The organism is Aeoliella straminimaris (assembly GCF_024054565.1).
Lineage (GTDB): Bacteria > Planctomycetota > Planctomycetia > Pirellulales > Lacipirellulaceae > Aeoliella > Aeoliella straminimaris.
In genome coordinates this window covers 523,067-544,806 of the sequence record NZ_JAMXLR010000036.1, presented here as the reverse complement: position 1 = coordinate 544,806, position 21,740 = coordinate 523,067, and the positions used below count along the sequence as shown (strand labels likewise).

Sequence of the window (21,740 nt, the reverse complement as noted above, 5' to 3'; positions counted from 1 at the left end):
GGCGGTAGGCAGTGGACAGAAGGAAGGCAGCGGGCGTCGAGTCGAGTATAGCGTACCCGCCAACTTAGTGTATCCATGACACTAAGTTGCGGCTAGTGGTTCACCAGGGCCCGAACCTACGCCTCTTCCCGCACCAATTTCAGCCGCAGCACGTTCAGGGCACTCTTGGCGATGCGGGGGCCGACCACGGCGGGATGGCCTCCCCAGGTGAACGTCTCGTGCTGGACATTTTGGCCATCGGACACCACGACTTCCACTGCCCCGTCGGCATCGCTGGCGCCGATCGCCAGGCCGTACGTAGCGTTGTGCTCCGAACGGGCGTTCTCCGCCACAGCAGCCACCGAATCGACGTTGGGCATCACCGCGCCGCCCAGGAACACGCGGGCCTCGGGATCGTCCTCGGCCAGCCAGCCGGCCACCAGCCCGCGGGTGCAGCACTCCACGGTGGCGAGCGTCTCGCCCCGCTCGCCGAGTTCATTCAGCAGCGCGTGGTGCAGGTCGATGTCGCCTTCGCCAAACACAAACCGTCCCGCTGCAGCGTAAATCTCCTGAGCGGTGGGCTCCATGGCGGCCAGGCAGGCCTGTTCATCCACGCCCGAGGCCGTAATCCGCAGCGTGAGGGTGGCACTGGAGGCCGTGATACCGACGCGCGGCTCCCGGCCACGCCGCACCAGGTCGGGCAGCATGGCCTCGAGTTGGCTCTCGCCGGGGCCGAAGATCTTGATCGCCCGATGGCGAATCACCCGTGGCTCGCCACTGAGCGCGAGCACCGCAGGGGAAACCGTGGCGGTGTACATCTCGTGCATCTCGGCCGGCACGCCGGGCAGCGCGAACAGATGGCACACTCCGCGATCGGGTTTCGTGGCCTGAGCGTGAATGCCTGGGGCCGTGCCATTGGGATTGGTGATCGGCACCGAGCCAGCCGGAAAGTACGCCTGCCGCTCATTGCGTTCGGGCATCGGCCGGTTGCGACGGGCAAACAGCTGGCGAATGTGCTCCAGCGACGCTTCGTCCCGCACCAGTTCCACGCCCATCGCCTCGGCCATGGCATCGCGGGTGAGGTCGTCGGCCGTAGGGCCGAGACCTCCGGTGGTTACCACGATGTCGGCCCGACCGATGGCATTGCGAAACACGTCGACATTGGCCGCCATGTCGTCGCCCACGGTGGTGTGGAACATCACCTCCAGGCCTTTATCGGTAAGCTGCTGGCTAAGCCACTGGGTATTGGTATCCAGCCGCTCGCCGCTGGTAAGTTCGTCGCCGATGGCAATGATTTCAGCACGCATGGAAGTCGGGAGTTTGGCGTTTTGAGTTGTAGCGAGTCGGAAGCGTCAGCATCCGGAGTAGGAACCAAAGCTACAAGCAGTTCTAGCAACTCCAGGCGCTGACGCTTCTGGCCCGCCGACTAGTCGATCGTTCCGAGCGGTATCAGCGGAGAACCGCCAATCGCAGTATACGGCGAGGCGGACCAGGAGGGATACTCCTCGACCACATTCAGCTCCAAGTTCACGTCCGTCGTGACCGAGCCGGCATTTCCTGAAACCTCTCCGCCAACCGCCCCCCACACCAGCAATGGTACGCCAACTCGTCGCTGCTCAGCCGAAATAGTACCGAACCCGGACCAGAGATCTTGCGGGCTGCGTTCAGCAAGGACGGCAACATCATTCGGATTGTAATTGGGTAGGTCGGCTGCAAACCAAGGCCTGGATAAAAACTCTTCGTTGCCAAAGGCGTTGTCAACTTCGCCGTTACCATCAACGAACCCAACGGAGTCGTCGATGATAAAAGAGTAGTTGAGTTGAACATAGGGCACAGTCCCCTCGGCACCGTTGTCCTTAAAGTCGCCCGAGATCGAGCCAACAACTTGGATGCCAACCCCTCCGTTCTCGTTGGCAGCATTCCCGGACACGTTACCGTCAATGTTGGCCACAGCATACAAGCCTCCACCAAACGGTCCCCCCTGGCTACTGAGGTTGTTGCGCAGCATTTGGTTATCCACGATATTTCCAACAACTTCAGCTGGGACATCCGGAATTACATTCGCAAATATGTACAGTCCTGCACCGTAGTTGTCGTTGAACGAGTTATGGGCGATGGTGCCTGTGAAGCTCGATTGAATATGTAATCCGTATTCCAAATTGGATGAGGAAACGTTGTTTACGACTCTCGACATCCCGTGTACGTTGCGAAGGTAGATGCCAGACGAGGTGGCACCAAAGATCACATTGCGGTTAATGTTGATGTCGTTGACATTCTGGGCGACGATGCCGCTGCTAGAAACGAGCATCAGATGAATCGCGTCGGTATAGTAGTAGTAAAATGGGGCGAATGTGGCGAACGGCTTGATATCGAAACCCGACACCTCCACCCCATTCGCAGCGATCGTAATCACATCCCCTGCCCCGCCCACGATCGTTGGCCGCACTCCACTCCCCACCTCCGGCAACAGGATCGTCCCCGCCTGCGTTTCCAGCTCATGCGGAACGCCCTCGGCCAACACGCGCTGACCTTCGGTACTACTGACGAATTGCTCGCCGACGAACGCGCTGCCGCCGTGCACCAGGACGATGTCCTCGGGCTGGTGGCTGGCTGCGGCCAGGGTGTTGCTGGGCGATTCAATGCTGCCGTCACCGCCGGGTGCGGCCTGTGAACTAACGTGGTGGAACGTGTAGGCGTGGCCGTCCGCGGAGGTCACCAGCTTGTCAGTCGACGGGCCGCCGATGTACTGCTTGATGGAAATCTGATCCTGCCGCTCCACGGGATCGCCGAGTCGGCAGGCGACGCTCGTGCTGGAGCTGCAGTGTTCGAGGTGCCGCGTCAGGCCGTAGCGCCAGGAGATGCTCACGGCGGCCGTGGTGTCGAACTCGTCGTCGTGCTGCACCGAGCCGTTGATCCAGAGTTGGTCGGCCACGCGCAGCTCCAACCGCGCTCGCGGTCCGATGGCCGCCACGCCGGTGTTGTCGTGCCAGAAACTGTAGACTCCGGCCCCACCACGAAGTTGCCAGGTGCCCTGGTCGATCAGCAGGCCCACCGCTTCGCCATCCACCCCGCGGAGCGCGACTTCTTGCGGCACGTCGGTGAAGTAGAGGTACGACCCCATGAAGCTAGTCGACGCGCCGTCGAGGTAGTGATTCCAGGTATCGCCCACCGGCAGGTAGGCGTTCACGCGGCAGTCGAACATCTCGCCCAGGCTTTCGAAGCCCCACGACAACTGGTTGTAGTGCGAGTGCCCCGTGTCGCGGTAGTCGTAGTAGAAGTGGCCACCGTAAATGCGGTTGGTCAGCGAGTCGTAGGCCCGCAGACCCAGTCCTACGTTGGCTCCATCGGCCTGGGTGTTCTCGTTAAACAGCACAAAGCCTAAGTCGGCGAACACCAGTGAATAGTCGGTCGGGCCAATGAGTGGTAGGAACGAGTTGAAACGCGTGTAGCCATCATCAAGCCCCGGCAACTCGCCCGCGGTGTGGCTGAATCCCAAGCGGCTGTCGACTCCTTGCGCCAGCAACAACTGCCCGGATGCAAGAACGAGCAGACTCGCCACCAGGCAGCGCGCCCACCCGGCGCGTACAGGCACCGCGGGCAGTTCCGGACGACCGATTGGTGTCGCTTGCGGTTTCATGATCGATCGAGCACGTCCGCCCCACGAGATGGGAAGGCAGCACTCGAAGCTGTAGATAAGGGGAAAAGGCAAAGCCGCCTCGGGTAACTACCGGACCATGCTGGATGCCGCAACCCCAGCTGCGCCGCGGCCCTGATCTGCGCGCCATCAATACCGCGACGCTTCTCCACTCGCCCATTGGGACTGCTCAATCGGAAAACCCTGCAAAAACAGGCCTTCCGGCATTGCCAGCCGACGGCGGCATGCTAGCTGCAACTGTCACGAGGTACTGATTCGCCCCGCTCCGAATGAAAGGATCTCCCTCATGTCCCGCCTGGAATTTGCGTTATGGATCGCCACGATGCTGGCCCTGGGCCTGTCGGCCACGGCCAGCGCTGCCCCACCCTACCTGCCGGGGCCACCACTGGAGCAAACCTATGCCCTGTCGATCGAATTGAGTCGTGAGGCAACTGCTCTGACCTACGAAATGGACCAACTACTCCGCGGTGGCGAACGCCGGGACGTGCTGGATGAGCTGCGCGACCTGGGCGACGAACTGCTGGATCTGAACGAAGCCCTTGAGGAAGCCAGCTACAAGCCGCGCAAGTGGAGTCGCGTTCGCAAGCGATCGGACGACGTGCTGGAAGAGGTCGAGGAGCTGGACGAAGAAATCCACGAGGCCATCGACCGTTTGAATCGCGACCGCCCGTGTCAGACGGCCTTGCCTCCGCGAGGTCCGGCCTTCTACCGCTCGAGCGCCGGCCCCACCGGGGGATTCACCATCGGCATTCGCATCGGCTCGGGCCGCAAGCCACGCCTGGTCGCCCGTCCCGAGATCGTGAACTCGCTGGGCCAACAGCTTAGCACTCCGTACCGCGGTGCCCCCCAGGGATACGTCCCGCTGCGAGTGGGGACCGAGCTGGAGGAGCGAGTGCACCGCATGCTGGCCATCGCCGCGGAAATCGACCGTCTGGCCAACTTCCGCTGATGTCCATCGCCCTCAGAGGGGCAGCGTCGGCTTCGAGGGGTCCTGGAGTTCTCTGTTCCAACCGGTTCCACCCCCTGGAAGTCGACGCTTTCTTATTTCGATGTCGCCGGTCGACTACCACCCCACCACTTGCTCCATGATCTCAGGTTCGAGCATTGCCTCTGGATCGGCAGAGTGCAAGACCGATACGTCGCCTGTAGTCTCGAACACCACTGCCAGGATCTGCTCGAAATTGAACGCATTGGCCTCCCGCAGTTTGCCGTAAAGGTCGTTGCGAGTGACATTGGCACGGCGGAGATTTTCGTCCAAAATCGTTGATCCACGCATCAAGAGCAGCGGCTCGTTGTCTACGAGCCTGCTGACCCCGAGGAACTTGCTTCGTGCCCAAGCCAGGAACCACTGGCCGAAGTAAAGGGTGGCCAACGCCGCCAATCCTAGTACCAGACTGGGGGAGGCGGTCGCCACGGTTGAGGCAAACAGAGATCCCACGGCGACCGTCATCGCAAAGTCGGCAGCCGACATCTTGGACAGGCTCCGCAGACCGACCAAACGGGTGTAGAGCAAAATCGCCGCGTATGCCACCGCCCCAGACAAGAGCACCATGGGAATCTGATCCCAACCCGACGTGATCCATCGCTCGAACATCTATTCCTCCGTCGTAGGTAAGTGCACCGCGGGACATCGTAGGACAATCGCCAGTTACCAGCAATCGGCGCCACCCGCGCAGCCTGTGGGAATGCGACCGCCCAGCCTGGCGGCGAAAACCCCGCGTTCCCAATAGTGGGTTTGCCGAATCGCCCCGGTGTGCGATAATGCTCGCCCCAAGGCAGCGCCGGCGCGCGCTGCGGCCAGCTGCTTGTCATTGAAATCACGCAAAAGGATTGTCCCATGTTCCGCAATCGTACTTACGACAACGCCGCCCAGTGCATCGGCGAGACGCCGATGATCAAGATCAACCGCCTGGTACCGGAAGACCACGCCACGGTGTTTGCAAAGTGCGAGTTTTTCCAGCCGCTCAATAGCGTGAAGGACCGCATCGGCGCAGCGATGATCGAGGCCGGCGAGCGGGATGGCAAGATCAACGCCAACACGCACATCATCGAACCCACCAGCGGCAACACCGGAATCGCCCTGGCGTTCGTCTGTGCCGCCAAGGGTTACAAGCTCACCCTGACCATGCCCGAGAGCATGTCGCTCGAACGTCGCGCCCTGCTGCGGGCGATGGGGGCCAGCCTGGAACTCACCCCCGCCGCCGATGGCATGAAGGGCGCGATCAACCGCGCCAAAGAGATGACCGAGGCGGGCGAGAACACGTTCATGCCGCAGCAGTTCGAGAATCCGGCCAACCCCGCCATTCACGAGAAGACCACTGGCCCGGAAATCTGGGAAGATTCGGGCCATGACATTGACGTGATCGTGGCTGGCGTGGGCACCGGTGGCACGATCACCGGTTCGGCTCGCTTCCTGAAGGCGCAGAATCCCAACTTCAAGGCCATCGCCGTCGAGCCGGTTGACTCGCCTGTTATCTCTGGCGGCCAGCCCGGCCCGCACAAGATTCAGGGCATCGGCGCCGGCTTCATTCCGGGCAACCTCGACACGTCGCTGGTCGACGAAGTGGTGACGGTGAGCAACGAGGAAGCCTTCCAATGGGCTCGCCGGCTGGCCAAGGAAGAGGGCATCATGGCAGGCATTTCCAGCGGAGCCAACATGTGCGCCGCCGCGAAGGTGGCCGCCCGCCCCGAGTTCAAGGGCATGCGGATCGTCACCATCATGTGCAGCCTGGGCGAACGGTACCTGTCGACGCCGCTGTTCGAAGGCCTGACGGGCTGAGTTGCACCGCACGACCGAGCGAACGCAGCCGGACTGGCAGGAATTCGGTAATCGGCAAGGCCAACCGAATTCTGGCGAATCTAGCTGCAAACGGGCACGATGCCAGGCACTCGGTCCTTGGTCATCCTCGCGGCGACTGGTTACACTCTTTAGTATGAGTAACTCTGCTGAACTTCCGATCGTCGCCCCGCCATCCCGACCGCGCCTGCCCCAATGGCTGCGAGCCCAGCCCCCCTCGGGCGAAGCGTTAACCCTGTTCAACCGCACCCGGGGTGCGGTGGACGATGGCGGACTGCACACGGTGTGCGAAGAGGCCAAGTGCCCGAACCTGCACGACTGCTGGGGTCGCGGCACGGCCACCTTTATGATCGCCGGCAAGGAGTGCACCCGCGGTTGCCGCTTCTGCTCGGTGGAAACACTTCGCGCCCCTGCCCCGCCCGAAGAGGACGAACCCCAACATCTGGCCGACGCCGTGTCGCGGATGAACCTCGACCATGTGGTGATCACGGTGGTCAATCGCGACGACCAGGCCGATGGCGGTGCCGGGCACTATCGCAAGTGCGTCGAAGCTGTGCACGACGCGGCGCCGCATGTCACGATCGAACTGCTCTCGAGCGACCTGGCTGGCAATTGGCAAGCACTGGCCGACATGCTGGACGGCATTCCCCTGGATGTGTTCGCCCACAACGTGGAATGCGTCGAGCGACTCGACAAGACGGTGCGCGACCCGCGCGCATCGTTCGAGCTGTCGCTGGAAATGCTCCGCCGCGCCAAGGAGTTGCGGCCCGACATGGTGACCAAGAGCAGCTTGATGGTCGGGCTGGGGGAGACCAACGCAGAGATCACCGAGTCGATGCAGCGGTTGCGATCGGTGGACGTCGACCTCATCACGTTCGGCCAGTACCTGGCCCCCGGCCGCCCTGGCGAGCGCTACCTGGCGGTGGATCGCTACGCCACGCCGGAAGAATTCAACGCCTGGGCCGACGAAGCATTGGCCCTCGGCTTTGCTGGTGTGGCCTCTGGGCCGATGGTTCGCAGTTCGTTCCGAGCCGGCGAGTTGCTCGCCGACGCACGTAAGAAAGTAAATCGATGAAGTCGATGCTTTGTGGGGTACTCGCCTTGTCGCTGCTGACGCTGGTTGGGTGCGAGACGAAATTGTCCCTCGAGAAGACTTACACCATTTCGCCTGGCAGCGTGCAGTCGCTAACGGTCGACAGCGTCTCGCGCGAGCAACAGTTGAAAGTCATCGCCAGGGCAGATAATCCGATTAGCGTGTTCGTCTACCTGGAAGACGACAAAGACGAAGTTCAGTCGAAGGTGGATTCGAACCTCACGTCGGAAAAGATGCTCGCCAACGCGAAAGACACCACCGAAGTTGATCTAACCGCAACGGTGCCGGCCAACAAAACGGCAATCGTCGACGTCACGGCCAGATCCCCAGACACGACCGTCACCATGAAGCTGACGAACTAAGGTCACTTCGGCGGCGTGGGTGGCGGTGGCGGCAGTTCCTCCGCGGCCGTGGCAGGCTCGGCTGGGGGATCGGGCTTGGTCTCGCTGATCAACACGTCGGCCGATAGCGTGAACGAGTCGTTGGCTCGCAGCAGTTCGGCCCGCATACCACGGAACCACTCCAGCAGTGGGAAGTGGTAGTCGCCGGGCACTTCGGTCAGCAGGAACTGGTTGTTTGGGGCCGCGGCCGTGGAAGTCCACGCTTGGATGCCTCCAGGCACTTCGGCCAGGACATAGGTCCCCCCCAGCGGGCACACGAATTCGCCGCCCACCAGTTCGTTGGCCATGCCTCGGGCGGCGGACCGCTCTACGTGCAGTTGGCGAGTCAGCGAGTTCATGAACCGGCTGCCACTGGCCGAGGTATCGCGGGTGCGAGCGTAGGCAAACGAGGTGGCGACCTGTTCGTACTGGGTGCCCACCAGATCTTGGAGGGAAAACCACGCTTGTGCAGGGCGCTGCGTTTCGACCATCGCCAACTGGCTGCCGACTTCGAACAGCACTTCGCGCTTGAACGAGAACAACAGGAAGTCGTCGGCCCGGCGGACCCACATGTCCAGCAGCCCCGCCGTGCGAGCCACACCGTGGGCATCGTACGGACCGGACGGACGCCCCAGCATCCGCTCGAGGAATTGCGGCTTCGGCCAGGCGCCGACATACGCCTGAATGGCTTGCGTAATCTGCATGGGAACCTGGAGTTTGCCGCCCGAGACGGCTAGCGGCAGGTGCCCGTCCCGCACCCCTGCAAACACGTGAAAGGGTTCGCCGCCGCCAAGCATGCCATCCAGCACCACGTTCAGCGAAACGACATCGCCCAGAATCGGTGCGACCCGTAGCGGCGAGGGCGGACCGAGCTTCTTCGCCCAGCCAACCAGATTCGTCGACTCGTACCGCTGCAGGTAGACGTCGATGGCAATATTCTCGAGCTGCGGCGCCACCTCATCCCGGTGCACGCACGCGGTAACCGGCACTAGACTGCCCACCTCGTTTCTCAAGTCGCTAATAAACTGTTGATACCTTCTGGCTTCGCTCACGCTGCAAGTGGTGGGCAGGCTATCGGCAATGGGGGTGAAGTGCCCGCGGTAGCCCCGTACCGTCTCCTTGGCGCGGCCCGACTCGTCGGCATCCCAAGTAGCTCCATCGGCCCGCGTGGAAAATCCCCCCGGCAGGAAAGCTCCGGCCACCAGTTGCTCTTCGGTGTCCCCTGGCAAGTCTTCCTGAGCGGCCGCCAATCGGGCGAGCTTCATCGCCCGTTGGGTTTCGAGCGAGCGGAGCCGCCGGTCGAGTTCGATGCGATACGCGGGGCTGATGAGGTTGCTGAGAAAGGCACTGGAGAGATGGACGAACACACGGTCGTCGCGGGTGATTGGGTACCGCATGCGGGCGGTAAGGAAATCGCTTGCGGCCGACAATGGTTGCTCGCCAGCGCCAGCGGAATAGAAACGTTCGATCAACTTCCGCGACGAGGCCACGAAATGAAAGTCGCCGTCGGTCGCGTAGTAGGAACGGAGCGAGCCATCAGGCGACGACAGGTACGAAACCTTGTGACCGGCAATATCGACGTTCTCGAGCTTTGCGCCGGGCACCTCGCCCGCGGCGGCCGAGCGTTGCTGGCTGAAGCTGGTGCCGAGCAGAAAGTTGTTCTTGGCGTGAAACAACACGCCCACCGATGCCCCATCGCTGAAATACGCATCAAAGCCAACCAGGGCCACATCGTCGATCACCTGAGGCCCGAGGATGGCCGACATCTTCGATTCCTTCAGGGCCAGCATCTTACCGATCACGTCGCCCGAGTTGCGGCTGATGCTCCGCTGGATCAGCATGTTGCCAAGATCGCCCTGCCAGCGGCCCAGACAGTCTTTGAGCCACAGGTAATTGGGAAACGTGCCGAAGCGAACGTAGAAACACTCTGCGGGCACGTGCGTGGCGATCGGTTCCAGGGCGACTTCGCCTTGAAAGTTGGGCATCGGCACCTCGGCCACCGGTGGCGTGATGTCTGGCAGCGGCTCGGTGGCTGCATCGCTGTCGGCGTCGCCCAGCATCAGGTCGCGGAGCACCGACGCGCGATACGCCTCGTCGGCCATCAGTTTGCCGGTCACGGTGCCACCCTGCTCGTGCTCACGAATCAGGAAACCTTCCAGCTTCGGCATCTGCTGCCCCAACCGTCCCGCCCACATGGCCGTCAAGTAGGTTTGCACCCCGATCGGATACTCATCCTCTTTGTGCACACGCTGGTAGAGCCCCACGTACGACTTCCACCAATCTTCTAGCATTCGGTTGTATTGCCGCTGCCCATATTGCGGAGTGACCGTCACCTTGGTGCGGTCGGGCAGGTACAGGTCGAGTTCGAGCGGCTGGTCGCCTTTGAACAGGAAGTAGAACGAGAGCTTCTGTGGCAGATCGATTCCCAACACGCTGCCGAGAAGTTTACGGGCTCGTCGTTGCCCCAGCGTGGGATAGAGCACTCGCCCGGCGGTATCGCTCACGGTGAAGCGATCGTCCTCCATCGCGGCGCTAGCCGCTTCGGAGGGCATGTCGATCTCCACGCGGGCCACGCCCAGCGGCTGGCCAGCGTAGGCCTGGACGCGAATCTCGGCTGTGGCGGAGCGGCCCGCCATTATTCCCAATACTGCCACAACAACGGGCAAGATTGCGCGGCGAACATCGAATAGCAGAGCGGAGCGGGTCGACATGAAGGACCTTGGCAATATTTAGGGGCAAACAATGCGTTTATTCAGTAAACTACCAGCAACATTCTTGGCAACTGTGGCCAGCAAACCAAGGATCGTTCATAATCGCTGGCTGCCATAGGCACCCTTCGCTCACGTTCGTCGATCTCGCCTTTTTCGAGTACCCCTGAATGCTTCTGCCTCGCTATTCCATCCGCACGGTGCTGTACGTGGCGATTCTGGTGGCTGTCGTCGCCCTGATTGCCGGGCAAGCCGTTCAGGGTGCATTTTGGGCCCAGGGCGTGACCGTGGCCGTGGCGAGCCTGGCGGTGCTGTGGCTGGTGTTCGCCCTATTCTACGGCATGGTGGCGGCCTTTGCGCTGATCGCCACTCCCGACGCGGCGCAGGCTGCTTCACGCAGCCATTATCCGGAAAGCCGACAAAATTCCTCGCCGGCGGACACTTCGCCCGTAACCTCACAGGACGGCTAGACTTGCACCGATTGTCACCAGCAACGAACCTCCGCTGGCTGATGCTGGCCTGGCTGACCTGCGCGGTCGCCACGACCTGCTGTCTTGCCCAATCCACCACCAGCAGTTTGGTGAACTTTCACCTGCCAAGCAAACCGGGCTCTACTTCAAAACAAAGCGGACTGTCACTCGATGTCCGTGACGACCAACTGGGCAATGGGCAATTCGGCTACCGCTGCCTGTACTTCGAGTTCCACTCGCCAACTCCAGTCACGGCCGACACCCAGATCACCGTGCGGGCCTCCATGAGCGATTGGTCCCGCTCGCGCGGCGTCACCACGATCGAAGCCGACGGCCAATTGCGCGCCGGGCAGCAGAAGACGACGCTCGAACTGCGTTTTCCCCAGTCTTCCGAATGGCACTACATCTGGTGGCAGGTTTGGATCGATGCCGGACTGGACAAGCACTTATCCGTCGACCGCGAAACTCCCAATTCGATAGGCAATACCGACGTCAGCCGATGGCGCAATAGTCAGATGCTGATGTTCGAGCCGGAATTGCCGAAGAGCGACCCCGAGTCGCAGACCGATTCGAGCGACTTGCTGTCCGCATCGGGCATTAACATGATGGCCACGACACACCAGGGAGATCTGAGCGACAACTGGCTCGACTTCACCCCATTCGACTTCCTGTATTGCGAGATTGATCAGTTGGTGGCACTCGCCCAGGACAACCCACAGCAAATGGCGGCGCTTCGCCGGTGGGTGCATGCGGGGGGAGTGTTGTGGGTCCGCCAACAGAGCGAGGACTGGCAGGAATTGCATGCGCTCGAGCCCTTATTCGGCTGGCCGTCGAGCCAGGGCGCCATCGAACCCGACCGTCCCATAGGCCGGGAGCCAGCGGGAGTCGACGGGTGGAGCTACGTCAATCTACGCATGACGCAAACCGATGAAGCAGCGGACGGCCTGGTCGAGGACTTCGATCCCTATGCCCAGCCCATAACACAACCTCCGGCGCAGCGGCCACTCTATTCGGATGCCGGCTTCGTCGTGCGGCGCCATGGCTGGGGTAAGGTAGCTGCCTTTGATGACAAACGCGTGAGCGATCGCCGACAGTGGCGATTCGACAAGCTACAGATGGCTGGCATGTATTGGCAGATGCAAGCCTGGCCACAGCGGCACGGACTGGTGCCTGGCAGCGCGAATACCGACTTCAGCAGTTGGTTGATTCCCGGTGTGGGACTCGCCCCGGTGGTTGCCTTTCAGGTGCTCATCACGCTGTTCGTACTGGGCATCGGCCCGGCGAACTATTGGTTGCTGAAGCGTGCTGGCAAATTGCAGCTCATGGTCCTTACCGTGCCCGCGGTGGCCATCGCTATCACCCTGGGCTTGCTGAGTTATGGCGTGTTCGCCGATGGATTCGCCACCCGTCTGCGAGCCCAGTCCATCACGCTGCTCGATCAACAGACGGGCGATGCAACAACCTGGAGTCGCTTGTCGTACTATGCCGCTTTTGCACCGCAGGATGGACTCACCTTTTCGGACGAATCGGCCGTGTACACGATCCACCCCGGCTCGATCGAAGCCTACGATGTGAACGTTTCTCAATCGGCCCGCGAGATTCAATGGACCGATACCGAGCAACAACTGACCAACGGTTGGCTGGGGTCGCGTACGCCGACGCAGTACCTGGTGATCGAGCCACGTACCACCACGGCAGGGCTGGCCGTGCAACAGAGCGAATCGGGCATTACGGCCACGAACCAATTCGACTCCGCGGCGCAACTACTCGTCCTGCAAGACAAAGATGGCGCCTGGTGGATGGCGGAAAGCGTGCCGGCGGGCGAAGCAGCTACCCTCACCAAAGTGGACCAACCTCTCGCCGTGACCGCGCTGCGCGATGTACTCCGCGACCGCGAGCCACGCTTTCCCGATGCGTATGCGGCGGCCGAAAACTCCGCCATGATGTACCAGCAACGCCGCAGAATGCGCCGCAGCTACAATCAAGCCGGGATGGAATACGCGTTTGTATCCGCCAACCAGAGTCAACTGCAAAGACGCTGGCAAGAATTGCTGGGACTGTCCGGAGGCCAGGCACTCGACATCCCTCCCGGCAGTTATGTGGTGGTGGGCGAGCGGGCGCTGCTGCCCGTATCGCAAGACGAATTTCCCGTCGAAGAAGCGAGCGTCCACATCGTCATCGGCAAATATTGAACCCGAGGGCCTTGGCCCTAACAGATTTCGACCTCCGTCATGAGTTCCCACCCTCAAATCGAACTACGTCAAGTGAATCGCTGGTTCGGCGATACGCACGCCGTGAACGACGTTTCGTTTGAGGTGTACGCTGGCGAGGTGTTTGGCTACATCGGTCCCAACGGCGCCGGCAAGACCACCAGCATGCGAATCCTCGCCACGCTGGACGAAGCCACATCGGGCGATGCCCTGGTGGATGGTTTTTCGGTGGTCGAAGACCCCGACCGCGTACGGCGGCGTCTGGGGTTCATGCCCGACTACTTTGGTACCTATGACAACGTCGACGTGCACGAGTACCTCGACTTTTTCGCCCGCGCGTACGGCCTGCGAGGCACCGAGCGATCACGCGCGCTGGCGTTTGTCGAAGACTTCACAGGGCTGGACAAGCTTTCCACCAAGCCCATCAATGGCCTGTCGAAGGGCATGAAGCAGCGGCTTTGCCTGGGACGGACCATGATTCACGATCCGTCGGTCATGGTGCTCGACGAACCGGCTGCGGGCCTCGACCCGCGGGCCCGCATCGAATTGCGAGAGATGATCGGCCGCCTGGCCGACCTCGGCAAGGCCGTCCTCATAAGTTCGCACATTCTCACCGAACTGGCCGAAGTGTGCGATCGAGTCGGCATCATTGAGCAAGGGCAACTGGTGGCCGTTGGCTCGGTCGACGATATCAGTCGCAAGGCGGAGGCCACCGCCATGGTGGAGGTGCGGTTCGTAGGAGACGTGCCGCGAGCGCACCAGTGGCTGCACGACCGCCGAGACCTGCACGAGGTGCGAATCGACGAACGCAAAGCGACGCTCACTCATGCGGGCGACGAAGCGGCCCAAGCACAGCTCTTGCGCGAGATGATTCAAGCCGGGCTCAAGGTGGTGGAGTTTCGTTGTCGCACCAAATCGCTGGAGGACATCTTTCTGGAAGTCACGGAGGGACGGGTGCAATGAGCGACGCCGTAGCGATCGACAATCCGACGGTTGCCGACGAAGGCCAGTCCTCCGCGTGGAGGCAACGGCTCGCCGTACTCGACAAGTGGCTCGAAGCCGCCGGCGATCGACTGAACCCCATTCTGGTCAAAGAAACGCGCCAAGCGATCAAAAGCAAGCAGTTTGCGATCACGTTTGTGCTACTGCTGATGCTGTGCTGGATCGTGACGATCGGCGGCCTCACGTTGCTGGGCCCTGGCGTCTATTATTCGGCCGCCGGGGGCGAACTGCTTAAGGCCTACATGTTCTTGTTGCTGTTCCCGTTGGCCGTGGTTGTTCCTTTCAGTGCCTTTCGTTCGTTGAGCAGCGAACGCGAAGAGAACACATACGACCTCTTACGGGTCTCGACTCTCTCGCCACACCAGATAGTTCGTGGCAAACTGGGAAGCGCCGCGGTGCAGATGGGCGTCTACCTGTCGGCCGTCGCTCCCTGCATTGCATTTACCTACCTGCTCCGCGGTGTCGACGTGGTAACCATCGCGGTCATGCTGCTATACGCCACGTTGGGCAGTTTGGGACTGGCGATGACCAGCCTGTTCATGGCGGCACTCGCCCAGGGCAAACATGGGCAAGTGCTGCTTTCGGTGGGTGTGGTCACCATGCTGCTTGGCAGTTTCGCCGGTTCGGCTGGCTTGGCGATCGCATACCTTGATGAGGGCCGGTACGAAGTCTCTCGAGAGGAACTGCGGATTTTTTCCGCCGGTGCGCTCACCTTCTACCTGACCACCTTCGCGCTGCTGTACCTGGCCGCCGTGGCGTTAATCTCCTATCGCTCCGAAAATCGCTCCACATCGTTGCGGTGGGCGATGATCGTCCAGCAAGCTGCCTTCATCGGCTGGATGGCCTGGGCCTGGCTCCGATTTAACTACGAGCCCGAAGGCCTGATCGTGGCGTTAATCATCGGAGCGATTTACTGGTACGCCATGGGGACCATGCTCACGAGCGAATCGCCGGAGCTGTCCAACCGGGTGCGCCGCCGCTTGCCGCAGTCGAGCATGGGGCGCCTGGTACGTGGGCTCTTGAATCCCGGGCCTGGAACGGGATATCTATTCGCTGTCGCTTGTTTCACGGGGCTGTGTTTGATGGCGTGCGCCGCGCTGGTTTACGTCCAGTATGTTCCATTGTCTCAGCGAAGAAACTACCAGTACCCGGAAATCATCGGCGGCATGATCCTCCTGTGGTGTTACCTGGTTACGTACCTGGGGGTAGGCAAACTGATTATTGCCGGGATCAACCGCCTGGTGCCGGTGAACGCCATAGCTGGGTTCCTACTCCACGTCATATTTCTAATGGCCGGGGCAGGTATTCCCCTCGTGATTCAGCTCTCGTTGCGGAGTATGAGGAATGCCGGGTACACCGCCCTACAATTGTCGAACCCGTTCTGGACGTTGGGAGAATTGCTGGAGGGCGGCGGGTTTTCGGATAAGGAGATCATCCTGCAATCCATCGTCTTGGGCGCCGTCGCGGTTTGCATCCTGATGGTCAACATGCCCGGCACGGCCCGCGAGTTCATGCAAGGCCGTGTGGCCCTGCCGCAGCGGGTGGCGCAGGATGAAGCCGAACTGCATCCGGTAGAAATCAAACCCCAGAATCCGTGGGAAGAAGAAGCCGAGGCAGCCGCCGATCCGGATGGGACAGAAGCGTAGCTTGCAGGCCGGATGCATCCGGCCCCACGTGCTTACTGCTGCTTGGTTGGGAGTGTAAGACGGGTTCGCCATTCCGGCAGTGAAGGAATTGGTCGACCATGCGGGCGGTTGCAGCGAAGCCACAAAGCCTGCAGCCAAACCGCTTGCGACCATGGCATTTGTTGTCCGGCAAGTGCGACCGAGCTACGCTCGCGTCCCACGCCGAGACAGGCGGATCGGCCTCGGTGCCCTGCTCTCAGGCGGAGCACACCGGGGCTTCGGCCGTATAGAGCGCCCGCAGCACGTCGACTCGCGAAATCAGACCAACCAGGCGACCGTCCTTTACCACCGGCAATCGGCGCACGCGATGCACGATGAACTGATCGGCCACTCGATTGACCGGCGCCTTGGCGTCGACCGAAATCACCTCGCGGGTCATGTGTTGTGCGACCGTCTGATGCGTGACCGACTTGTCGTAAGCCATGGCCAGCAATGCGTACTCGCTTAGAATGCCAACCAGCGTCCCCGCCCGATCGACGACCGGCAACCCACTAATTCGCTTTTCCAGCAGCTTCTCAATGGCCTCCCGGATAGAGGCTTCCGGACCAATCGTGTGGACGTCGGGCGTCATGATGTGTTCGGCAGTCAACATTGTCGAGTCTCCGAAGGCTCCCGTACGGTGCCGTGCCGCATCCGCCGGGCTGGTGTACTGCTAGAGTGGATCTTAGCCGTTCCTACAATCGATGCTGGCATCCGCCGCGAGGGATGTAGTGTCCGGGGTAGTCGGGCCGTCGGAATCCCCGGGAAAACGACGTTACACTTGCCTGCCTCCTGCAGTACAACAATAGTTCACTACAGACAGGCGCTCTCTCAATTCTCCACGCGGCGGGCACTTCCACGCCGAGCTGCAAGAAACCGCTGCCGATGGGCATCGGGTTGCATCGGTCGTGACGAATCGAAGGCTCCGGTGGGCAAACATTCGTTAAACTCCAAAGGCGGCCACTGGCAATCAACTGCTGTTGACGATGCACCCTTGTACTCCCCACTCCGCTCAGGCATTGCCGCATGGCCACCGAACCACTGACTCCCACCGAGCAGCTTCGCCTGCAACTGCCCCGCGCGGCGTTTGCCTTCCGGGGCTATAACATCACGAATCTGGGACGGACCCCCGAGTTGTGGCAGGTCGAGGCCTACCGGCCCATCCTGCAACGGTGGCTGGAACTCGGCAGCGATGTCTGCCACCGTGCTCATGGGCAACGAACCGACCTGGTGGCCCGCATTGTCGGCAAGCTGGAAGCGGACCTGGAACACTACGCCGAGGCCGTGGCGATGATCATGGCCGTAGAGCTGGCGCAACTGGACATGCTGGCTGAAGTTCATGGCGTCGAATATGGCCAGGCTTCGCTGGCTTATGGCTACAGTCTGGGCGAACTGACCGCCACGGCCGCCAATCATATGGTGTCGGCGGCCGAAGCGATGCAGGTGCCGGTCACGTTGGCAAACGATTGCGCGATACTGGCGCACGATACCAAGATGGGCATTCTGTTCTCTCGCACCGAGGCCATCAGCGAGATGAACGTCATTCACTTATGCGAAGACATCACGGCGGAGCAAAAGGGAGTGATTGGAATTTCTGCGGTGCTTTCGCCCAATACCTACCTGGTGCTGGGGCAGCACGACTCGCTGGCTCGCCTGAAGTCCAGGATGCACGACGTCTTGCCCGAAACCGTGCTGCTGAAGCGAGACTCGAATCTGTGGCCACCCATGCATACGCCGATCGTCAGGCAGCGGCACATTCCCGACCGTGCTTCGGTGCTGATGGAAGCCATGTCGCCGGAGCCCGGGCTCGATACGCCGGTAGTCTTCTCGCTCGCGACAGGCGACACCAGCTATGGCAAGGAGCCCGCCCGCGAGGTGCTACGCCGCTGGGTCGACCACCCACAACGACTGTGGGATGCGGTGGCATATACCCTGAAAGAAGATATCAAGCTGGTGATCCACGTCGGTCCCGGCCCCAACGTCATTCCTGCCACGTTCCAGCGGCTTAGCGAAAATGTCTGCCAGCAGCTCGCCAGGATGTCCCTCGGCGGTATCAGCATGCGGGCCGTTTCCAACCTGGTGAATCGTCGCTGGCTCGCCAATATGCTCCCACAGCGTGCGTCGCTGCTGCGGGCACCCAATGTGGAGCACGTCTGCCTGGAGGACTGGTTGCTGGAAAACGCTCCCAACTGAAGCGGTTAGCTGCCCATCTCAACTAATTCCCACGGTCGCCGGCGCAGGTTCGAGGATGGTGTCGTCTGAAGCCGCTTGCTCCCAGGCGTGATGCTCGCGAGGGATCTTGGTCCCTCCAAACACTTCCAGGGCAAGTCGGAGCAGCGTGGGCACGAACACCAGGGTGAACAGGGTCGAAACCACCAATCCACCAAGCACCACGCTACCCAATCCGCGGTACAGTTCGCTTCCAGCACCGGGGAACATCACGAGCGGCGCCAGTCCCAGCACGGTCGTGGTGGTCGTCATAAAAATGGGTCGAATGCGGGTGCGGACGCTCTCGAGAATCGCTTCGCGGGGCGACATACCATCGAATCGCAGGTGGTTCAGCGACTGGTGAACAATCAGAATTGGGTTATTCACCACCGTGCCGATGAGCACGACGAAGCCGAGCATGGTCAGCACATCCAGCGGCTGCAGCACGAACCGGTTGAGGATCGCCAAACCAATCACCCCCCCCGCCGCACCGAGCGGAACGCTGAGGATGATCACCAGCGGGTAGATCCACGATTCAAACAGGGCTGCCATCAGCAAGTAAGTGATAATCAACGCCAACAGCACATTGAAACGCAGCGCCTGCCACGCCTGGCTCAGCTTGTCGGCGGTGCCGGCCAACGTAATCCGGTACCCTCCTTCTAGCTGGCCCGATTCGCGCATCGGTTGGACGATCTCCGAGTCAATGAGCGACATGGCGTCTTCCAGGGCGACCTCTGGCGGTGGGGTAACCTGGATGGTGATCGCCCGCTCCCGTTCGCGGTGATTGATCTGTTCGGGCCCGCTGGAGATTCTTACGTCTGCCAGCGCGTCGAGTGGCACCAACTGGCCGGATGGCACCGCAATGGGAGCAGAAGCCAGAGTGCCGGTCGACTTATTGAACGACTTGTCGGCCATGACCGTCAAATCGATCTTCTTGCCACCCAGGAAGTAGTCGCTGACGTAAGCTCCGTCGATGATGGTGTCGACGCCGAATCCGATGTCGGTGGCGCTCATTTGCATCTCGGCGGCGTGAATCAGCTTTGGTTCGACATGCACTTCGGGACTGGAAAGATCGAGGCTGGGCACCGGCTGCGCTTGGGCGTCTGCGATCAGGGGAGGCTGAGGAGGTGTCTCGTCGTCACCGGGGGATCCCATCACCTTGCCAAACGTCTGTTTCCCCAAACCAACCAACTTCTCGATGTCTGGCCCCACAATTTCTACATCCACCGTCCGACCTGCTGTGAGCCCCCGCTCGAACAGACTGGTCTGCTTGGCAATCGCAAAGGTTCCCGGCAAACCACCAATCGATTTTTGTATCACCGGCACCAATTCCGCAGACCGGAGTGGGTCCTTGGCGCGAACGCCCATGAACACCTGACGGCCTCGGACCACGAAAAAGAAATCTTCAATGGCAGGACCGTCCAGTTGGGACAGGTCCGTATCTTCATCGATGTCCCAGTAGGGCCGCATCTTGTCTTCGACCGTCTCGCCGAGCGACATCAGCTTGGCAATATTGTAGCCGGGGGGCGGAATCACAATGCCGATCACCAGATTGCGATTGCCGTTCGGCAAGTACTCCACGCGGGGCCACAACAGATAACTCACTCCCACTGCCAGACCGACCAACAGGCAAACCGTGGCAATCTGCAGGGATACACTCTTCTGAATGACATTGTTGATGCCTACGATCATCCCACTGAATCTCTCGCCAAAGCGAGTCATCATACGGGCGACTCGGGAAGTGGTCTGCGGTGGGTCGGGCGTACCCAACTCGGGCAGGTCGTCGACCTTGCGACGGTGAAACAAGCGGGCCGCTGCTGTGGGAATCAAAGTCACCGAAACCACCAGCGACAACGCCACTGCCGCCGTGATGGCCAAGGCGATGTCGCGGAATAGCTGACCGGCCTCTTCTTCCATGAACACCACCGGCAGGAACACGGCGATTGTCGTAAGCGTGGACGAGACCACGGCGCCCCACACTTCTTGCGTGCCTCGTACCGCAGCGGTAAATGGTTCCTCGCCCATACTGTAGCGACGATAGATGTTCTCCAGCACCACAACCGCATTATCGACCAGCATACCGACGGCAAATGCCAGTCCCGCAAGGCTGATAACATTCAGCGAGCGCCCCAGCATTCCCAGCACGAGGAAGGTCCCAATGATGCTGACTGGAATGGCGAGCGCCACGACCAGCGCACCGCGAGCGAAGACAGCTCCTGCCCCGATAATAATCGCGAGGCAAATGGCAAATATCCACGGCGAGACATAAATCGAAGCTAGCGCCGTGACCAGAATCAGTGGAATGGTTAGCAGGGTGCGGACGCCCATGTGTAAGAACAGCATCAGCACGATCATCGTCAGTGCACTGCCCAACAGGATGTTCTGCTGCACCAGGTCCACCGACGAATTGATGTAGTCGGTTTCGTCGTACACCTGGGTGAGCATCAACCCGCGAGGATTCAAGATGTCGCGATTCAGTTCGGCACACGCCGTCCGCAAGCCTTCCATCACATCGATCACGTTGGCACCACCAGCGCGCTCGCAGTTGATCGCGATGCTCGATTCGCCAAAACGTCGAACGAGTCCTTCGGCCTTCTTGTATCCCAACTGCACTTCGGCTACGTCGCGGACGTAGACCGGCCGCCCGTCGCGAACTGCCAGCAGTTGGTTTTCCACCTGCTCGGGCGTGCGAAACTGATTGAGTGCGCGAAACACGTAGCGGCGTTTTCCATCGTCGAGATTGCCGGCCGACGTATCGCGGTTCTGCGACTTCAAGACGTCGCGCACTTCCGTCAGCGTCAACTGCCTGGCAGCAAGGTGTTCCAGGTTGACGATCACCTGCATCTCGTCTTCCAGACCACCAATGACATTCGACTGGGAAACACCGGCAACCCGTTCGAATCGAGCCTCGATTTCGTCTTCGGCAAATCGGCGAAGCTTGGGGACTTCCAGTTCCGGTGGCGGCAACAACTGGGCGACCTCTGGGTGTTCGGCAGCCAGGTTGCGCAGCCGCAACATCTTCAGCCCGACACTTCCGCCAGCCTGGATGCGCTGGAAATCGTCGCTCAGCTCCGGATGGTCGGCGACGAACTGATCGATTTCGTCTTCCGACGGTGGCAATGCCGAGAAAATAAACCAGGCGATCGCTCGTGCCGCTGCGTCAGAAGTGGTGAGCACCGGTTGATCGGCCTCTTCGGGATACTCGCGAACCTGCTGCAAGCGGCTGTTCACCTTCAGGATGGCTTGATCCATATCGGTGCCAACGGCAAACTCGATGGTAATCCGACCGACCGAGTCCGAGCTCTCCGACGAAAGCTTGCGGGCGCCTTCCACGCCTTTGAGCTGTTCCTCCTGCTCGACGATGATCTCTTGCTCGACTTCTTGCGGACTGGCGCCCGGCCAGCGTGTCTCAATCGTGATGGTGGGCGTTTCCACCTCGGGCGTCAGCTGCATCGGCATCCGCAGCAACGCAACCATACCGAAGAGGGCCACTAGCAGAACGCCCACCGTGACCTTGACCGGATTTCGTACAAAGGCATCAACCAGTTGCATAGAGTGGCTCGCAGATACTGCT

General features: G+C 61.0%; 15 protein-coding genes. 9 read left to right on the top strand and 6 right to left on the bottom strand.

What is annotated here, in order from left to right; genetic code table 11:
- Nucleotides 1-116: 116 nt before the first annotated feature.
- Both NG895_RS11580 and NG895_RS11575 read right to left on the bottom strand, forming a co-directional pair.
- Entirely contained in the window at nt 117-1,286 is a 1,170-nt protein-coding gene (locus NG895_RS11580; protein WP_252852659.1) for a CinA family nicotinamide mononucleotide deamidase-related protein, read from the bottom strand.
- A gap of 119 nt (nt 1,287-1,405) precedes the next feature.
- Nucleotides 1,406-3,616: a right-handed parallel beta-helix repeat-containing protein gene (locus NG895_RS11575; RefSeq protein WP_252852658.1), complete on the bottom strand. Its 2,211-nt coding sequence runs from the start codon at nt 3,614-3,616 to the stop codon at nt 1,406-1,408.
- A 304-nt stretch (nt 3,617-3,920) separates the two neighbouring features.
- On the opposite strand from NG895_RS11575, the gene NG895_RS11570 reads away from it, so the two are divergent.
- A complete protein-coding gene (locus tag NG895_RS11570; RefSeq protein WP_252852657.1) occupies nt 3,921-4,583 on the top strand; it encodes a hypothetical protein in 663 nt (220 codons plus the stop codon).
- A 114-nt stretch (nt 4,584-4,697) separates the two neighbouring features.
- On the opposite strand, the gene NG895_RS11565 is transcribed toward NG895_RS11570, so the two are convergent.
- Nucleotides 4,698-5,228, bottom strand: a complete 531-nt coding sequence (locus NG895_RS11565) for a DUF421 domain-containing protein (protein ID WP_252852656.1) — start codon at nt 5,226-5,228, stop codon at nt 4,698-4,700.
- Between the two features lie 243 nt (nt 5,229-5,471).
- On the opposite strand from NG895_RS11565, the gene cysK reads away from it, so the two are divergent.
- The 3 genes from cysK (at nt 5,472) to NG895_RS11550 (ending at nt 7,886) form a co-directional block, all read left to right on the top strand.
- Complete coding sequence (gene cysK, locus NG895_RS11560; RefSeq protein WP_252852655.1) at nt 5,472-6,413, top strand: cysteine synthase A; 942 nt, start codon at nt 5,472-5,474, stop codon at nt 6,411-6,413.
- Nucleotides 6,414-6,567: 154 nt separating this feature from the next.
- A complete protein-coding gene (gene lipA, locus NG895_RS11555) occupies nt 6,568-7,506 on the top strand; it encodes a lipoyl synthase (protein ID WP_252852654.1) in 939 nt (312 codons plus the stop codon).
- A complete protein-coding gene (locus NG895_RS11550) occupies nt 7,503-7,886 on the top strand; it encodes a hypothetical protein (RefSeq protein ID WP_252852653.1) in 384 nt (127 codons plus the stop codon). The genes lipA and NG895_RS11550 overlap by 4 nt, the downstream gene beginning before the upstream one ends.
- 2 nt (nt 7,887-7,888) lie before the next feature.
- On the opposite strand, the gene NG895_RS11545 is transcribed toward NG895_RS11550, so the two are convergent.
- Nucleotides 7,889-10,540, bottom strand: a complete 2,652-nt coding sequence (locus NG895_RS11545) for a hypothetical protein (protein WP_252852650.1) — start codon at nt 10,538-10,540, stop codon at nt 7,889-7,891.
- A 242-nt stretch (nt 10,541-10,782) separates the two neighbouring features.
- Here NG895_RS11545 and NG895_RS11540 point away from each other — a divergent pair, with 242 nt between their 5' ends.
- Genes NG895_RS11540 through NG895_RS11525 form a run of 4 tightly spaced genes read left to right on the top strand, consistent with a single transcriptional unit; the run spans nt 10,783 to nt 15,940 of the window.
- Nucleotides 10,783-11,082: a hypothetical protein gene (locus tag NG895_RS11540; RefSeq protein ID WP_252852648.1), complete on the top strand. Its 300-nt coding sequence runs from the start codon at nt 10,783-10,785 to the stop codon at nt 11,080-11,082.
- A 2-nt stretch (nt 11,083-11,084) separates the two neighbouring features.
- The gene (locus NG895_RS11535) at nt 11,085-13,274 is read left to right on the top strand and encodes a hypothetical protein (protein WP_252852647.1); all 2,190 of its coding nucleotides are present in this window, start codon (nt 11,085-11,087) and stop codon (nt 13,272-13,274) included.
- Between the two features lie 39 nt (nt 13,275-13,313).
- Nucleotides 13,314-14,255 carry an ABC transporter ATP-binding protein gene (locus NG895_RS11530; RefSeq protein ID WP_252852646.1) on the top strand — a complete coding sequence of 314 codons (942 nt, stop codon included), beginning with the start codon at nt 13,314-13,316 and terminating at the stop codon, nt 14,253-14,255.
- Nucleotides 14,252-15,940 (top strand): ABC transporter permease, encoded by a 1,689-nt coding sequence (locus NG895_RS11525; protein ID WP_252852645.1) that lies wholly within the window; start codon nt 14,252-14,254, stop codon nt 15,938-15,940. Before NG895_RS11530 ends, NG895_RS11525 begins: the two co-directional genes overlap by 4 nt.
- A gap of 235 nt (nt 15,941-16,175) precedes the next feature.
- Here NG895_RS11525 and NG895_RS11520 read toward each other — a convergent pair whose 3' ends face one another.
- On the bottom strand, nt 16,176-16,571 hold the full coding sequence (locus NG895_RS11520) for a CBS domain-containing protein (protein ID WP_252852644.1): 396 nt from the start codon (nt 16,569-16,571) through the stop codon (nt 16,176-16,178).
- Nucleotides 16,572-16,984: 413 nt separating this feature from the next.
- Here NG895_RS11520 and NG895_RS11515 point away from each other — a divergent pair, with 413 nt between their 5' ends.
- The gene (locus NG895_RS11515; protein WP_252852642.1) at nt 16,985-18,151 is read left to right on the top strand and encodes a hypothetical protein; all 1,167 of its coding nucleotides are present in this window, start codon (nt 16,985-16,987) and stop codon (nt 18,149-18,151) included.
- A gap of 18 nt (nt 18,152-18,169) precedes the next feature.
- Here NG895_RS11515 and NG895_RS11510 read toward each other — a convergent pair whose 3' ends face one another.
- Nucleotides 18,170-21,718 carry an efflux RND transporter permease subunit gene (locus tag NG895_RS11510; protein ID WP_252852640.1) on the bottom strand — a complete coding sequence of 1,183 codons (3,549 nt, stop codon included), beginning with the start codon at nt 21,716-21,718 and terminating at the stop codon, nt 18,170-18,172.
- Nucleotides 21,719-21,740 lie beyond the last annotated feature (22 nt).

Bases quoted from the DNA above. Each gene is read 5' to 3' on its own strand.
- NG895_RS11580 (WP_252852659.1), bottom strand. From the start codon at position 1,286: ATGCGTGCTGAAATCATTGCCATCGGCGACGAACTTACCAGCGGCGAG.
- NG895_RS11575 (WP_252852658.1), bottom strand. From the start codon at position 3,616: ATGAAACCGCAAGCGACACCAATCGGTCGTCCGGAACTGCCCGCGGTG.
- NG895_RS11570 (WP_252852657.1), top strand. From the start codon at position 3,921: ATGTCCCGCCTGGAATTTGCGTTATGGATCGCCACGATGCTGGCCCTG.
- NG895_RS11565 (WP_252852656.1), bottom strand. From the start codon at position 5,228: ATGTTCGAGCGATGGATCACGTCGGGTTGGGATCAGATTCCCATGGTG.
- cysK (WP_252852655.1), top strand. From the start codon at position 5,472: ATGTTCCGCAATCGTACTTACGACAACGCCGCCCAGTGCATCGGCGAG.
- lipA (WP_252852654.1), top strand. From the start codon at position 6,568: ATGAGTAACTCTGCTGAACTTCCGATCGTCGCCCCGCCATCCCGACCG.
- NG895_RS11550 (WP_252852653.1), top strand. From the start codon at position 7,503: ATGAAGTCGATGCTTTGTGGGGTACTCGCCTTGTCGCTGCTGACGCTG.
- NG895_RS11545 (WP_252852650.1), bottom strand. From the start codon at position 10,540: ATGGCGGGCCGCTCCGCCACAGCCGAGATTCGCGTCCAGGCCTACGCT.
- NG895_RS11540 (WP_252852648.1), top strand. From the start codon at position 10,783: ATGCTTCTGCCTCGCTATTCCATCCGCACGGTGCTGTACGTGGCGATT.
- NG895_RS11530 (WP_252852646.1), top strand. From the start codon at position 13,314: ATGAGTTCCCACCCTCAAATCGAACTACGTCAAGTGAATCGCTGGTTC.
- NG895_RS11525 (WP_252852645.1), top strand. From the start codon at position 14,252: ATGAGCGACGCCGTAGCGATCGACAATCCGACGGTTGCCGACGAAGGC.
- NG895_RS11520 (WP_252852644.1), bottom strand. From the start codon at position 16,571: ATGTTGACTGCCGAACACATCATGACGCCCGACGTCCACACGATTGGT.
- NG895_RS11515 (WP_252852642.1), top strand. From the start codon at position 16,985: ATGGCCACCGAACCACTGACTCCCACCGAGCAGCTTCGCCTGCAACTG.
- NG895_RS11510 (WP_252852640.1), bottom strand. From the start codon at position 21,718: ATGCAACTGGTTGATGCCTTTGTACGAAATCCGGTCAAGGTCACGGTG.